This is a genomic window from Sphingomonas sanguinis, assembly GCF_019297835.1.
GTDB classification, from domain to species: domain Bacteria; phylum Pseudomonadota; class Alphaproteobacteria; order Sphingomonadales; family Sphingomonadaceae; genus Sphingomonas; species Sphingomonas sanguinis_D.
On the sequence record NZ_CP079203.1, the window covers coordinates 3,246,300 to 3,260,196 of the forward strand.

Here is a 13,897-nt window from a genome sequence, read left to right on the forward strand (position 1 = left end):
TTCGACTCAGGCCTCGCTCGTCTTCGCCACAGCCTTCTTGGCAGGGGCTTTCTTGGCTGGAGCCTTTTTGGCCGGCGCTTTCTTTTCCGCCGTCGTCTTCTCCGCCGTCTTCTTGGCGGGTGCCTTCTTCGCTGCTGCCTTCTTCGCCGGTTTCTTGCGAGCCGGAGCGGCCGCCGCCCGCGCATCGATCAGTTGCGCGGCTTCCTCCAGCGTCAGCTGGTCCTTGTCGACCGTCTTGGGGATGGTCGCATTCGTCTCGCCATCGGTGACGTAAGGGCCGTAGCGCCCCTCCATCAGCTTGATCTCCGCCTCGGTGCGCGGATGCTTGCCCAGCACCTTGAGCGGTTCGCGCGAGGCCGTGTTGCGTGCACCGCGCCCGCCGCCTGCCGCCGCTTCGGCCAGCTTGACCACAGCGGCGTTCATGCCTGTCTCGAACACCTCGGCGGTCGAGGTCAGGCGTGCGTACTTGCCGCTATGCGCCAGATAGGGGCCATAGCGCCCGATCGAGGCGGTGATCGGCTCGCCCGTTTCCGGGTGGTTGCCGATGGTCCGCGGCAGGCTGAGCAGCTTCAATGCCCATTCCAGGTCGAGATCGACATCCTTGGGGATGGAAGCGCGCTTGGCGTCCTTGCCCTCGCCCAGTTGGATATAGGGGCCGAACCGCCCCGACTTGCGCTCGACGGGCAGCCCGGTTTCGGGATCCTGACCGAGCGTTTCCGGCCCGGTATCCTCGCCAGCCCCTTCGCCGCCCTGGGCGAATCGGCGGGTATATTTGCATTCCGGATAGTTAGAGCAGGCGATGAACGCGCCGAATCGACCGCCGCGCAAGGCCAGCTTGCCTTCGCCGCAATTGGGGCAGAGGCGCGGGTCCGATCCGTCCGCCTTTTCGGGGAACAGATAGGGCGCGAGGAATTGATCCAGTTCGGCGGTAATTGCCGAGGGCTGCTGCTCCATCACTTCGGACGTGCGCGGCTTGAAGTCGCGCCAGAAGGCGTCGAGCACCGCCTGCCACTGGGCGCGGCCGCCGGACACGTCGTCCAGTTCCTCTTCCAGCTCGGCGGTATAGTCGTAGCCGACATATTTCTCGAAGAAGCGCTCCAGGAACGCCGTCACCAGTCGCCCGCTCTCCTCGGCGAAGAAACGGTTCTTCTCGACGCGGACATAGGCCCGGTCCTTCAGCGTCTTGATGATCGAGGCATAGGTGGACGGACGCCCGATGCCGAGTTCTTCCATCCGCTTGACCAGCGAGGCTTCGGAGAAGCGCGGCGGCGGCTGGGTGAAGTGCTGCTCGGCCTTGACCTCCTTCTTGGCGGGGGCATCGCCCTCGCGCAGGCGGGGGAGGCGGCGCGCCTCTTCGTCCTGGCTGTCGTCCTGGCCTTCTTCATAGAGCGCCAGATAGCCGGGGAAGAGCACGACCTGGCCGGTCGCGCGCAGGACGTGACGGCCGGTGCCGTCGGCCATGTCGATGGTGGTGCGCTCCATCCGTGCCGAGGCCATTTGCGACGCCAGCGCACGCTTCCAGATCAGGTCGTAGAGGCGGCCATGATCGCCCGATCCTGCACGATCGCGAGAGAAGTCGGTCGGGCGAATCGCCTCGTGCGCTTCCTGCGCGTTCTTCGCCTTGGACTGGTACATGCGCGGCTTGTCGGGGACGTAGGAGGCGTCGTAGCGCTCGGCCACCGCCTTGCGCGCCGCCGAGATGGCCGATCCGTCCATCTGGACGCCATCGGTACGCATGTACGTGATCGCACCGTCCTCATAGAGCTGCTGCGCGATCCGCATTGTGTGATCGGCCGAGAAGCCCAGCTTGCGCGCGGCCTCCTGTTGCAGGGTCGAGGTGGTGAAGGGCGGCGGCGGGTTGCGTGTCGCGGGCTTGGTCTCGACCGACTGGACCTGGAACCGGCCCGCCTCGACATCCGCCTTGGCGCGGGTCGCGTCGCCCTCATTGCCGATCGACAGGCGATCGAGCTTCTTGCCCTCCCACTGGACCAGACGCGCGACGAAGGGCGTGCCGTCCTGCTCCATATCGGCCGTCACCGACCAATATTCCTGCGGGCGAAACGCCTCGATCTCGCGCTCGCGGCTGACGATCAGGCGCAGCGCCACCGACTGGACGCGGCCCGCCGACTTGGCGCCGGGGAGCTTGCGCCACAGCACCGGCGACAGGGTGAAGCCGACCAGATAGTCGAGCGCCCGGCGCGCGCGGTAGGCGTCGATCAGGTCGGTATCCAGCTCGCGCGGATTCTGCATCGCGTGGAGGATGGCGGGCTTGGTGATCGCGTTGAACGTGACGCGCTCCACCTTGTCGGGCAGCGCCTTGCGGTTCTTCAGAACCTCCTGCACGTGCCACGAAATCGCCTCGCCCTCGCGGTCAGGGTCGGTGGCCAGGATCAATCTGTCGGCCTTCTTGGCCTCGTCGGCGATCGCCTTCAGCTGGCGCGCCTTGTCCGCGTAATTTTCCCACTCCATCGAAAAATTCTGGTCGGGGTCGACCGAGCCGTCCTTGGGCGGCAGGTCGCGGACGTGACCATAGCTCGCCAGGACGCGGTAGTCCGAACCCAGATATTTCTCGATGGTCTTCGCCTTGGCGGGCGATTCGACGATGACAAGCTGCATGAGTGGTAAAATGCGTCCCTTACGTGTGTACGCGAGGATGGGGAGGGGGCGGGGGGCCGTCAAGCGGGGTTGGTTCGGGTGTGGCGGGTGTCGGGGCGTGGCCTTCGACTTCGCTCAGGCTGAACGGATGGTGGCATGTGTGGCCATATCCCCAAACTCCGTTCAGCCTGAGCGAAGTCGAAGGCCATGCTCAACCCTCGCGAATAAAGCGCATGGCTTCTCCCCGGTAATGCGGCCGGTCATGCAAGGCATAACCCAGCCGCTCCGCCAGCCTGATCGACCCGAGATTGACCGGCGAAATGATGCACTGGGTCGAGGACGGCGCATGATGCTCGTCCATCCAGCGGTGCGCAGCGCTCGCCGCCTCGAACGCAAAGCCCTTGCCATGCGCGGCGCTGGTGAAAACCCACGCCGCTTCCGGTGGCGACGGTGTCAGCTTCGGTGTCACCTCACGCCGAAAATCCATGAAGCCTGTCTCTCCGAGATACTGGCCGCTCATCCGGTCGCAGACGGCGAACAGGCCGTGGCCGAATACGGACCAATAGCCGATGAAGCGGAGCAGCCGCATCCACGCTTCCTCGCCGGTCATCGGTGCCCCGGCATGGCGGACCACCACCGGATCGGCGACCATCGCCGCATAGGCGTCGTAATCCGCGATCTCATAGGGGCGCAAAGTCAGGCGCTCGGTCTGGATCATGCCAGCGCCACCCGGCCCCCGGCATGGCGCTCCAGCCGCCCGGCAAGTTCCAGTTCCAGCAGAATCGTCTGCACGATGGCGGAGGGGCGTCCGCTCTGGCGGATGAGTTCGTCGACCGTCACCGCGACCGGGCCGAGCAGATCGCTCACCCGCTGCCGGTCGGCATCGCTGGCATCTTGCGGCGGCGGAGGCGTGTAGCGGCTCTCAGGCGTGCGGACCATGCGCGGGTCGATGGGGCGGATCTGTTCGAGGATGTCCGCCGCCGACTGGATCAGCGTCGCGCCTTCGCGGATCAGCATGTTGCAGCCTTGCGCGCGCGGGTCGGCGGGGTGTCCGGGGACCGCCATCACCTCGCGCCCCGCCTCGCCCGCCAGCCGCGCGGTGATGAGCGAGCCGGAGCGCGGGGCGGCCTCGACCACCACCGTTCCCTGCGCAAGACCTGCGATGATCCGGTTGCGCGAGGGGAAATGCCGGGCGAGCGGCTGGGTGCCGGGCGGTTGTTCCGCGATCAGTAGGCCGCGGGTCGCGACCTCTTCCTGGAGCCGCACGTTTTCGGGCGGGAAGGCGATGTCGATGCCGCTGGCGATGACGCCGATCGTGCCGCCGTCGAGCGCGCCGATATGCGCCGCCGTGTCGATACCCCGCGCCAGCCCCGAGGTGACGGGCACGCGCTGCGCCGCCAGATCCTGCGCCAGCCCCCGCGCGAAGCGGCACGATGCGGCCGAGGCGTTGCGCGCGCCGACCAGCGCCACCCCGCCGCGCTGTGCCAGCCCGATGTCGCCGCGCACGATCAGCGCTGGCGGGGCGGTATCGAGTTCGGCGAGCAGCGCGGGATAGTCCGCTTCGCCCAGCAGAATGTGCCGCGCGCCCAGTCGCGCCACCGTCTCGATCTCCCGCGCGATGACGGTCGGGTCAGCGGCCTTGGGGGCCTCACCGCCGCCGCGCCGGGCGAGATGGGGCAGGGCGTCGAGCGCGGCCTGCGCCTCGCCGAAGCGCGCCATCAATTGCCGCCAGGTGACGGGTCCGATGCCATGGGTTCGCAACAGTCGGAGCTGCGCGAACCGGGCGTCAGTCACGCTTCTTGCCGATACGGGGTTCGGTGCCCGCGAGCAACCGCTCGATGTTCGAGCCGTGCTTCCAGATAACGATCAGGGCGAGCGCGATCAGCAGCAGGACCAGATCGAACCGCCCCATCACCGCCGCCGCCAGAGGAGCGCTGACCGCCGCCGCCATGCCCGCCACCGCCGAGATGCGCAGCGTCGCGAGCAGGCCCAGCCACACCACAGCATAGACCAGACCCAGCGGCCAGTGGAGCGCGACCACCACGCCCATCAGCGTGGCGACGCCCTTGCCGCCGCGAAACTTCAGCCAGATCGGGAAACAATGCCCGACGAACGCGGCCGCCGCCGCCAGCGCTTCCTCACCGGGCAGCCAGTGGCGCACGACCAGGACGGCGGCAACACCCTTCAGCATGTCGAGGATCAGGGTCGCGGCGGCCAGTCCCTTGCGGCCGGTGCGCAGTACGTTGGTCGCGCCGATATTGCCCGACCCGATACTGCGCAGATCGCCTGCTCCGGCGGCGCGCGTCAGGATGATGCCGAAGGGAATTGATCCCAGCAGATAGCCGATCAGCAAGGCCCAGGTCGGCGGCCCCCAGATGATTTCGGTCGGCAATAGTCTTCCCCTGTGCTCCGGGACAGACATAGAACATGCGCGTTGGCCTGTCCAATCCGGTGCGGCTCTGGTTTCGCACGCGCACGGCGCTTATGAGGCGGGGATGAGCGATGCGCGTCCCATATTGTTCTTCGATTCCGGCGTGGGCGGGCTGTCGATCGCGGGACCTGCGCGGGCAGCGCTGCCGACTGCGCCCTTCGTCTATGTCGCGGACAGTGCGGGCTTTCCCTATGGCGAGAAGACCGAGGCGGAGATTGCCGGGCGGGTGCCGGCGCTGCTCGGGCGGCTGGCGGAGCGATATCATCCGCGCCTGATCGTGATCGCGTGCAACACCGCCTCGACCATCGCACTGCCCGCCGTGCGCGCGGCGCTGGACCTGCCGGTGGTCGGCACGGTGCCCGCGATCAAACCGGCGGCGGCGATGAGCGAGACGCGGACGATCGGCGTGCTGGGGACGCGGGCGACGGTGCGCCAGGCCTATGTCGATGATCTGGCGGCGAAGTTCGCCGGGGATTGCCGGGTGATCCGGCACGGTTCGGCGGGGTTGGTCGAGCTGGCCGAAGCGAAGCTGCGCGGTGAGGCGCTGGCACCCGAATCCTTTGCGGCGGTGCTGGACGGCCTGTTCGGGCAGGCGGGCGGCGAGCGGATCGACGTCATCGTCAATGCCTGCACCCATTTCCCGCTGGTCGAGGCAGAGCTGGCGGCGGCGGCGCCCCATGCGGTCCGCTTCGTTGATGGCGGACCGGGAATCGCGCGGCGGATCGCGTTTTTGACGCAAGATCAGGACTGGCCCGCCGATCCGGGCGAGGGGGTGGCGGTGTTCACGCGACTTGGGCAGCGCGAGCAGGCGCTCGCGCCGGGACTGGCGGCGCGGGGTTTCGCGCGGATCGAGGCACTGTAAGCCCAACCTCCGTTCGCACTGAGCGAAGTCGAAGTGCACGGGATGCGCGTACGGCGAAGCTTTGCCTTGGGCTTTGACTTCGCTCAGCCTGAACGGAGGTGAGGGGTGAGAGGTTGGCGGGCCTGAGAACCACCCGCATCAGGAACCGATCGACCCTTGGGACAATATGTCCACCATGATCGATCACAGTAAGCGCAGTTCCCGACTCGATTCATGCGCGGCTTGCGCCTACATTCCCCATCCATGAGCATCGAGGGCACGGACGCGCGCGTGGATTATTCCCGCGTCTTCACCCAGGCGATCGACCGCCTGCACGCCGAGGGACGTTACCGCGTCTTCATCGACATTTTGCGCAACAAGGGCATGTTCCCCAATGCCCGGTGCTTTGCCGGGCATAACGGACCCAAGCCCATCACCGTCTGGTGCTCCAACGACTATCTGGCGATGGGACAGCATCCGAAGGTCATCGCCGCGATGGAGGAAGCGCTGCACGATGTCGGTGCCGGCTCGGGCGGTACGCGCAATATCGGCGGCAACACCCATTATCATGTCGATCTGGAAGGCGAGCTGGCCGACCTGCACGGCAAGGAAGCGGCGTTGCTGTTCACCAGCGGATACGTCTCCAACGAGGCGACGCTGGCGACGCTGGCGAAGATCCTGCCGGGCTGCGTGATCTTTTCCGACGAACTGAACCACGCCTCGATGATCGCGGGCATCCGCAATTCGGGCTGCGAGAAGCAGGTCTTCCGCCACAACGACCTCGCGCATCTGGAAGAGCTGCTCGCGGCGGCGGACCCGGCGGTGCCCAAGCTGATCGCCTTCGAGAGCGTCTATTCGATGGAGGGCGACATTGCCCCGATCGGCGCGATCTGCGACCTGGCCGACAAGTATAACGCGCTGACCTATCTCGACGAGGTTCATGCGGTCGGCATGTACGGCGCACGCGGCGGCGGCATTTCGGAGCGCGATCAGGTCGCCCACCGGCTGACCGTGATCGAGGGTACGCTGGGCAAGGCGTTCGGCGTGATGGGCGGCTATATCGCGGCAGACCGGATGATCGTCGACGTGATCCGGTCCTATGCGCCGGGCTTCATCTTCACCACCTCGCTGTCGCCGGTGCTGGTCGCGGGCGTGCTGGCGAGCGTGCGCCACCTCAAGCAAAGCTCGGTCGAGCGCGAGGGGCAACAGGCGGCTGCGGCGAAGCTGAAGGCGATGATGTCCGACGCGGGCCTGCCCGTCATGCTGGGCGAGACGCATATCGTGCCGGTGATGGTCGGCGATCCGGTCAAGGCCAAGAAGATCAGCGACATCCTGCTCGCCGAATATGGCGTGTACGTCCAGCCGATCAACTATCCTACCGTCCCGCGCGGGACCGAGCGGCTGCGCTTTACGCCGGGGCCTGCCCATGACGAGGCGATGATGGCGGAACTGGTGTCCGCGCTGGTCGAGATCTGGGAGCGGCTCGATCTGAAGATGGCGGCGTAAGGCCGGGCTTCGGCGCCAGGTGATTGCGGCTGGGCGTGTCCCTTGGGACGCGAGTTTTTTCTTCGACTTCGGCGCTAGGCGCCGAAGTTTATCCTAAGCGGCTAGCTTTCCAGCCAGTCGAAGGGCTCAGGCGGAACGGAGGTGCGGATGAGGCGGCAGGGCCTCAGCCCTGACGCGCCGCCAGTTCCGCCTTGCGCGCGGGCAGAGCGGCCAGGATCGCGCGGCGTTCCTCGGGCGGTTTCGCGCTCCAGTTGGAAATCTCGCGGATGGTGCGGGCGCAGCCCAGGCACCAGCCGGTCGCCTTGTCCATCGTGCAGACAAGGACGCACGGGCTGGCCACGCTCGCCGGCTGAGGTTCGACGAAGCTGATGATGTCGAGCGACATGGGCGGCTTAGATCCCGAACGAGACCTTCAGGAAGTCCGGGATCGGGCCGTTCCAGCCGCCGTCATCGGGCGTCTCGTCGGTATGCGAGCGGCGGCGGTCGCGACGACGGTCGTCGCCCCGCGCCTCGCGCGGTTCTTCGCGGCGAGCCTGTTCGCGCGGAGCTTCGTCACGCTGCGGCTGCTCGCGACGCGGTTCTTCGCGACGGGCACGGGCGGGGCGGGCGCGGGGCGCTTCCTCGACCGTTTCGGCCACGGGAACCGTCGTCTCGATGTCCAAGTCCGCCGTGCGGGGCGCGCGATCACGGCGCGTGCGGCGGGCGGGGCGTTCCTCTTCCGCCGGAGCGGGGAGTTCGAGGCGGTCGATCTTCTGGCCCGTCAGCTTCTCGATATTTTCGAGATTCTCGGCATCATCCGGCGCGACGAAGGTATAGGCGGTGCCGGTCGCGCCGCCACGGCCGGTGCGGCCGATGCGGTGGACGTAATCGTCCGGGTGCCAGGGCGCGTCGAAGTTGAAGACGTGGCTGACGCCCTTGATGTCCAGCCCGCGCGCCGCGACGTCCGAGGCGACTAGGATGTTGATGTCGCCGCGCTTGAACAGTTCCAGCTCGGCCAGACGCTGGGGCTGTTCCATGTCGCCATGGATTTCGCCCGAACGGAAGCCGTGCTGCTTGAGCGACTTGTTCAGCTCGCGCACCGTCGTCTTGCGGTTGCAGAAGATGATCGCGGTGCGAACCTCTTCCTGCCCCAGCAGCTGGCGCAGGCGCTTGCGCTTCTCGAACGACTGGGGTGCGACCGGCACGACGAACTGAGTGATGTTGATGTTGGTCGAAGCGGGACGCGCGACCTCGATCGTCTTGGGGTTTTCCAGGAATTTGTCGGCCAGCTTCTTGATCGGCGGCGGCATCGTCGCGGAGAAGAGCAGGGTCTGGCGCTGCTTGGGCAGCTTGGTGCAGATTTCCTCGATATCGGGGATGAACCCCATGTCGAGCATCCGGTCCGCCTCGTCGATGACCAGCATCGAGCAGCCGGTCAGCAGGATGTTGCCGCGCTGGAACAGGTCCATCAACCGGCCCGGCGTCGCGATCAGCACGTCGACGCCCTTTTCCAGCGCCTTGATTTGGTCGCCCATCGACACGCCGCCGATCAGCAGCGCCATCGAGAGCTTTTGACCCGCGCCATATTTCTCGAAATTCTCGGCGACCTGCGCGGCGAGTTCGCGCGTCGGCTCCAGGATCAGGCTGCGCGGCATCCGCGCGCGGCTGCGGCCATGCGCCAGGATGTCGATCATCGGCAGGACGAAGGCGGCGGTCTTGCCCGTGCCCGTCTGCGCGATGCCGATGATGTCGCGCATCATCAGCACGGAGGGAATGGCGGAGGCCTGAATCGGCGTCGGCTCGGTATAGCCGGCGTCGGTGACCGTCTTGAGAAGTTCGTCGGAGAGGCCGAGATCGGCAAAGCTCATGCAATTTTCCGGAATTTGGTGCGGAATGGGAATCGCCCCGCACGCGCCCAGCAGCCTATGCCGCTTGCGGATTTGGTGGCGAAAGTCAAGTTTTCCACATGGGGGAGGGGGTGACGGTCATGGAAAATCCCGTCTTCTTCTCCGTTTCTTCCTCCCCTCCCGCAGGCGGGAGGGGTCGGGGGAGGGCAGGGGGTCTCACTGAGATCGTCGCCCGTGGCGCTCCCTCCCCCATCCCCTCCCGCCTGCGGGAGGGGCGTGCTTGTGGATTGGGCAGGGCAATTTCGATGGCGTCTTGGCGGGCAGGACCGCTTCAGCGAACCGGAACCAGGCTACGAAACCGTTCGATCTCGCAGGTGCGGCCCGCGCGCGTTCGGATGGGATCGCGCCCAACGCAAATCTGGCCGTCGGGGCCGGGGCGGATATAGAAGCTGGAATAATAATCGATCTGGCGACAGGCGCGGATCAAACGGGCGCGCACCCGCTTGCCGCCGGTCAGGACGATGTCGACCGCGCCTTCCTCGGCGGGCAGCGCGCCTGCCAGTTGCTGGGCGGGGATGCAGCGCGGGCCCTTGCGCTCCTTCCACCGGATCGGCGTAGCGGGCGGCGGCGCGGCGCGGGGGACGCGGATCACGACGCGCTCATGGATGATGACCTGTGCATATTGCGTCTGGGCGTAGGGATCGGTCGCGCCCAGCAGCGCGGGCGTCGTCAGCGTCATCAGGGCGATGGCGATCAGGTTTCGATGGCGGCGCAGCATGTCAGCGACCCCCTTCATAGGGTGCATGATTGAACGCTTTATGAACCTGACCTAACTGACCCCTGTCATGACTCCCGCCCAGACCGCGCTGCTCCAGACCCTGGCCCCCATTTTGGGCGACAAGGGCATCGTCACCGACCCCGCGCTGATCGCGCCATGGGAAGTGGACTGGCGGCGGCGCTTTTCCGGCCATGCCCCCGCCATCCTCGCACCCGCCGACACGGCGCAGGTGCAGGCGGTACTGCGTGCGGCGACCGAGCAACGCGTCCCGCTCGTGCCGCAGGGGGGCAACAGCTCGATGGTCGGGGGCGCGACGCCGCCCGGCGACGGATCGGCACTGATCCTGTCTACCCGGCGGATGAACCGCATCCGGCGGATCGATACGGGTGCGGGCATGGTGGTGGCCGAGGCGGGGGTGATCCTGGCGGACCTTCACGCCGCTGCCGAGGCGGAGGGCGCGCGCTTCCCGCTGACCCTGGGGGCGAAGGGCAATGCGACGGTCGGCGGCCTCGTCTCCACCAATGCGGGGGGTACGCAGGTGCTGCGTTTCGGCACGATGCGCGGCCTGACGCTGGGGGTGGAGGCGGTGCTGCCCGACGGGACGCTCTATGACGGGCTGTCCGCGTTGAAGAAGGACAATCGCGGTTACGATCTGGGCCAGTTGCTGATCGGGGCGGAGGGGACCTTGGGCATCGTCACCGCCGCCGCGCTGCGACTGGCGCCGGGGATCGCGCGGTCGGCAACCGCCTGGGTCGGGCTGACCGATCCGGCGGCGGGCCTGACCCTGCTGCGCCGGTTGCAGGCGGCGACCGACATGATCGAGAGTTTCGAGATCATGCCCGCCGAAAGCCTGGCCGCCGCCGTCGCGCACCTGCCCGGCGCGCGCTCGCCGTTGGAGGGCACGCATCCCTGGCATGTCCTGATTGAGGCGGTGACCGGCGATACCCAGGCCGATCCGACTACGATGCTGGAGGTGCAACTGGCCCGCGCGCTGGAGGATGGAGTCGTCGCCGACGCGGTGATCGCCGCCTCGGAAGCGCAATCGCAAGCCTTCTGGCTGCTCCGTCACTCGCTGTCCGATGCCGAACGCGCACTGGGCCCGGCGGTGCAGCATGACATCGCCGTGCCGGTCGATGCGATGCCGCGCTTCATGGTCGAGGCGGCGGCCGCCTGCGATGCGCGCTTCCCCGGCACTCATGCCTCGGGCTTCGGGCATCTGGGCGACGGCAATATCCATTTCCATGTCCGCGCCGCCCCCGGCACCGATCGCGACCGTTTCTATGCCGAGGATGCCGCGACCATCACCCGTTTCGTCCATGATCTGGTGATGGCGGCGGGCGGCACGATTTCGGCCGAACACGGTATCGGCCAGATGAAGCGCGACGAACTCGCCCGCCTGTCGCCGGAACGGGTCGCGGCGATCCGCGCCATCAAGACGGCGCTCGATCCGCACGGTCTGTTCAATCCGGGCAAGCTCGTCGCTTGCGCATGAGGCGCTAGGCCCATAGACACGGACGCAGGACACGCGGCCGGGGGGCTCGCGTGGATCGAGTTTTTTGGAGAATATCATGGCGAGCGCGCCGTCCCTTCCGCTTTTCTATAACGGCCTGGAGCCGCTTTCGAGCGAGGCTCATGCGAACTACAAGGTTCGCCCGCAGGAGACCGCGCCCTTCCTGGTCGGCCAGCACGCCATCCCCGTGACCGTGGACGAATTCCCGCTGGTGCAGCGTTTCATGCCGATCGTCTTCTCGGTCGGCGACCAGCCGATCCCGCTGGCGCTGATGGGCCTGAACGAGGGCGTGAACGTCTTTGTCGATGACGAAGGCCGCCTGACCGAGACGAACTTCTACGTTCCCGCCTATATCCGCCGCTATCCGTACATGCTGGCGCGCCTGCGCCCGGAATCGGAAGAGCTGTCGCTGTGCTTCGACCCGACCTCGCCGACCATCGGTGCGTTCGACGATGGCGAGTCGCTGTTCGACGGCAACCAGCCGAGCGAGCTGACCAAGAACATCCTCCAGTTCAACGAATCGTTCGAACAGGCGGGCGCCCGCACCCAGAACTTCATGAAGGAACTGGGCGAAATGGGTCTGCTGATGGACGGTGAAGTCTCGATCCAGCCGGACGGCGCCGAGCAGCCCTTCGTCTATCGCGGCTTCCAGATGATCAACGAGGAAAAGCTGGTCGACCTGCGCGGGGACCAGCTGCGCAAGATGAGCCAGTCGGGCATGCTCCCGCTGCTCTATGCGCACCTCTTCTCGCTCTCGCTGATGCGCGACATCTTCGCCCGTCAGGCGCAGCTGGGCAAGATGCCGCAGCCGCAGCTTCAGCCGGTCGGCTGATCCGATGCGCGGGCCGGTCGTTTCCGCCAGTCCGCGCTATAGCCAGGTCGCGATCGTCTTTCACTGGACGATCGCGGCGCTGGTCGTGGCGAACCTGGCCATCGGGCTGCTCCATGAGAGTCTGTTGCCCGGCACCATCCCGCTGCACAAGGCGATCGGCCTGACCGTGCTGGCGCTGACGGCGGCACGGATCGCCTGGCGACTGGGCCATCGCCCGCCGCCGCTGCCCGCCGAAATCCCGGTCTGGGCGCGCGGAAGTGCCCATGCGCTCCACGCCACCCTTTATTTTCTGATGATCGCCATGCCGATGACCGGCTGGGCGATGGGCTCCGGTCGCGACGTGCCGCGTCCCGTCAGCTGGTTCGGCCTGTTCGACGTACCGCCACTCCCCATCGGCAAGGCCGCCGCCGGTGTCGGGCACGAGGCGCATGAGATTCTCGGCTGGGCGATGCTGGTGCTCGTGGTGATCCATGTCGCGGCGGCGCTGCGGCATCATTATCTGCTGCGCGATGGCCTGCTGGCGCGAATGAGCTTTCGCCGGGGCTGAGCGGTTTCGTCGGCGTTAAATGTACTTGGTTGATTGTCCTATTTACTGGTTGTTGATGCGTGTTCGGCCGCTTTGGAACTAGGATAGACGGCCAGAATTGGCTCTGACATCGGGTGAGGCTGGGGGCAGCCTTATCAAGAATGAGATGAGATCAACCTCTGAAGGTCTTCCGTACGGGGCGTCCAAGCTGCTACTTTGGCTTGTCCGAGCGGTCGGTCCGCTCCCCTGAACAAAGGGCGGATTCTGGGCAGCGGGCGAGAGCGTCGGAATGACCGGATGTGCTTCTCAATCTAAATTGGTTCAGCAGCACGGCACCGCAAGTATGGCCGCAGGGCGCATGTTACCCATTCTCATCTTTTTCAGCTTTGCAGCCAGTCCCGCAAAAGCTGGGTGACTTCGCCGGGGCGTTCCAGCGGGGCCAGATGCCCACAGTTGCGGATTTCGTGGAAATGCGAACCGGGAATATGGTCGGATAATTCGCGTGCGTCGGAAGGCAGGCAGATGCGGTCATGCTCGCCGACCGCCACCAGCGTCGGCACGCGCACGGCGGCGATAGCGGAGCTGATATCCGGCCGGGCCAGCATGGCCCGCTGCTGGCGCTCGAAGACGGCTGCGCCGACGCGTTCGGCCATTGCCTGAACGGGGCCGCTGACGATTGGGGTCAGTGTCGGGTCGGCATGGGGCGCGGTGGCGAGCAGTCCCTGCTCGGCGACGGTGCGCGGGCGCATCCGCATCGACGCGCGGGTGCCGAACAGCGCCACCCGCTGCACCCGCTCGGGGGCCTGGCGGATGATCTCCAGTGCGACATAGCCGCCCAGGCTGACCCCGGCGACCGTGAAGCGCGGCGGCGCATGCGCCAGCACGCGCGCCGCCATCGCCTCCAGCGTATCGTCGACGGTGAGGTCCCCCAGCATCGGGTGGGTGATGTCGCTGAGGTCGACTATCTGTCGGGCCCAGAGCTGTCCGTCGCATCCCATGGCGGGCAGCAAGACGAGGGGCGGCGCGTTGCGGATCATAGCTGTCCTCCGAGA

Annotated in this window: 13 protein-coding genes; 5 read left to right on the forward strand and 8 right to left on the reverse strand. The window is 66.8% G+C overall.

The features are described from left to right. Positions 1–6: 6 nt before the first annotated feature. The 4 genes from topA to plsY all read right to left on the reverse strand — a co-directional run bounded on the left by topA (position 7) and on the right by plsY (position 4,987). Positions 7–2,616, reverse strand: coding sequence for a type I DNA topoisomerase (topA, locus tag KV697_RS15220; protein ID WP_219018918.1), 2,610 nt, complete (start codon positions 2,614–2,616; stop codon positions 7–9). Between the two features lie 190 nt (positions 2,617–2,806). Continuing rightward, complete coding sequence (locus tag KV697_RS15225) at positions 2,807–3,313, reverse strand: GNAT family N-acetyltransferase (protein WP_219018919.1); 507 nt, start codon at positions 3,311–3,313, stop codon at positions 2,807–2,809. Then, complete coding sequence (dprA, locus tag KV697_RS15230) at positions 3,310–4,389, reverse strand: DNA-processing protein DprA (protein ID WP_219018920.1); 1,080 nt, start codon at positions 4,387–4,389, stop codon at positions 3,310–3,312. The genes KV697_RS15225 and dprA overlap by 4 nt, the downstream gene beginning before the upstream one ends. Then, positions 4,382–4,987, reverse strand: a complete 606-nt coding sequence (gene plsY / locus KV697_RS15235; protein ID WP_219018921.1) for a glycerol-3-phosphate 1-O-acyltransferase PlsY — start codon at positions 4,985–4,987, stop codon at positions 4,382–4,384. Before plsY ends, dprA begins: the two co-directional genes overlap by 8 nt. A gap of 103 nt (positions 4,988–5,090) precedes the next feature. Here plsY and murI point away from each other — a divergent pair, with 103 nt between their 5' ends. After that, the gene (gene murI / locus KV697_RS15240) at positions 5,091–5,888 is read left to right on the forward strand and encodes a glutamate racemase (RefSeq protein WP_219018922.1); all 798 of its coding nucleotides are present in this window, start codon (positions 5,091–5,093) and stop codon (positions 5,886–5,888) included. A gap of 243 nt (positions 5,889–6,131) precedes the next feature. Then, positions 6,132–7,373 (forward strand): 5-aminolevulinate synthase, encoded by a 1,242-nt coding sequence (gene hemA / locus KV697_RS15245; RefSeq protein ID WP_306822653.1) that lies wholly within the window; start codon positions 6,132–6,134, stop codon positions 7,371–7,373. A 163-nt stretch (positions 7,374–7,536) separates the two neighbouring features. Here the strand turns inward: hemA and KV697_RS15250 are convergent, their stop codons facing one another. From KV697_RS15250 to KV697_RS15260, 3 genes are all read right to left on the reverse strand, one after another. Beyond that, entirely contained in the window at positions 7,537–7,758 is a 222-nt protein-coding gene (locus tag KV697_RS15250; RefSeq protein ID WP_219018923.1) for a DUF1289 domain-containing protein, read from the reverse strand. Between the two features lie 7 nt (positions 7,759–7,765). Then, on the reverse strand, positions 7,766–9,220 hold the full coding sequence (locus KV697_RS15255; protein WP_219018924.1) for a DEAD/DEAH box helicase: 1,455 nt from the start codon (positions 9,218–9,220) through the stop codon (positions 7,766–7,768). A gap of 310 nt (positions 9,221–9,530) precedes the next feature. After that, positions 9,531–9,977, reverse strand: a complete 447-nt coding sequence (locus KV697_RS15260) for a hypothetical protein (RefSeq protein WP_219018925.1) — start codon at positions 9,975–9,977, stop codon at positions 9,531–9,533. Positions 9,978–10,044: 67 nt separating this feature from the next. On the opposite strand from KV697_RS15260, the gene KV697_RS15265 reads away from it, so the two are divergent. The 3 genes from KV697_RS15265 (at position 10,045) to KV697_RS15275 (ending at position 12,866) form a co-directional block, all read left to right on the forward strand. Continuing rightward, positions 10,045–11,469: an FAD-binding oxidoreductase gene (locus KV697_RS15265; RefSeq protein ID WP_219018926.1), complete on the forward strand. Its 1,425-nt coding sequence runs from the start codon at positions 10,045–10,047 to the stop codon at positions 11,467–11,469. 76 nt (positions 11,470–11,545) lie between these two features. Next, positions 11,546–12,319, forward strand: a complete 774-nt coding sequence (locus tag KV697_RS15270; protein WP_076711644.1) for a SapC family protein — start codon at positions 11,546–11,548, stop codon at positions 12,317–12,319. A gap of 4 nt (positions 12,320–12,323) precedes the next feature. After that, positions 12,324–12,866, forward strand: coding sequence for a cytochrome b (locus tag KV697_RS15275; RefSeq protein ID WP_219018927.1), 543 nt, complete (start codon positions 12,324–12,326; stop codon positions 12,864–12,866). Positions 12,867–13,225: 359 nt separating this feature from the next. Here KV697_RS15275 and KV697_RS15280 read toward each other — a convergent pair whose 3' ends face one another. Then, positions 13,226–13,882, reverse strand: coding sequence for an alpha/beta fold hydrolase (locus KV697_RS15280; protein WP_257575362.1), 657 nt, complete (start codon positions 13,880–13,882; stop codon positions 13,226–13,228). Positions 13,883–13,897 lie beyond the last annotated feature (15 nt).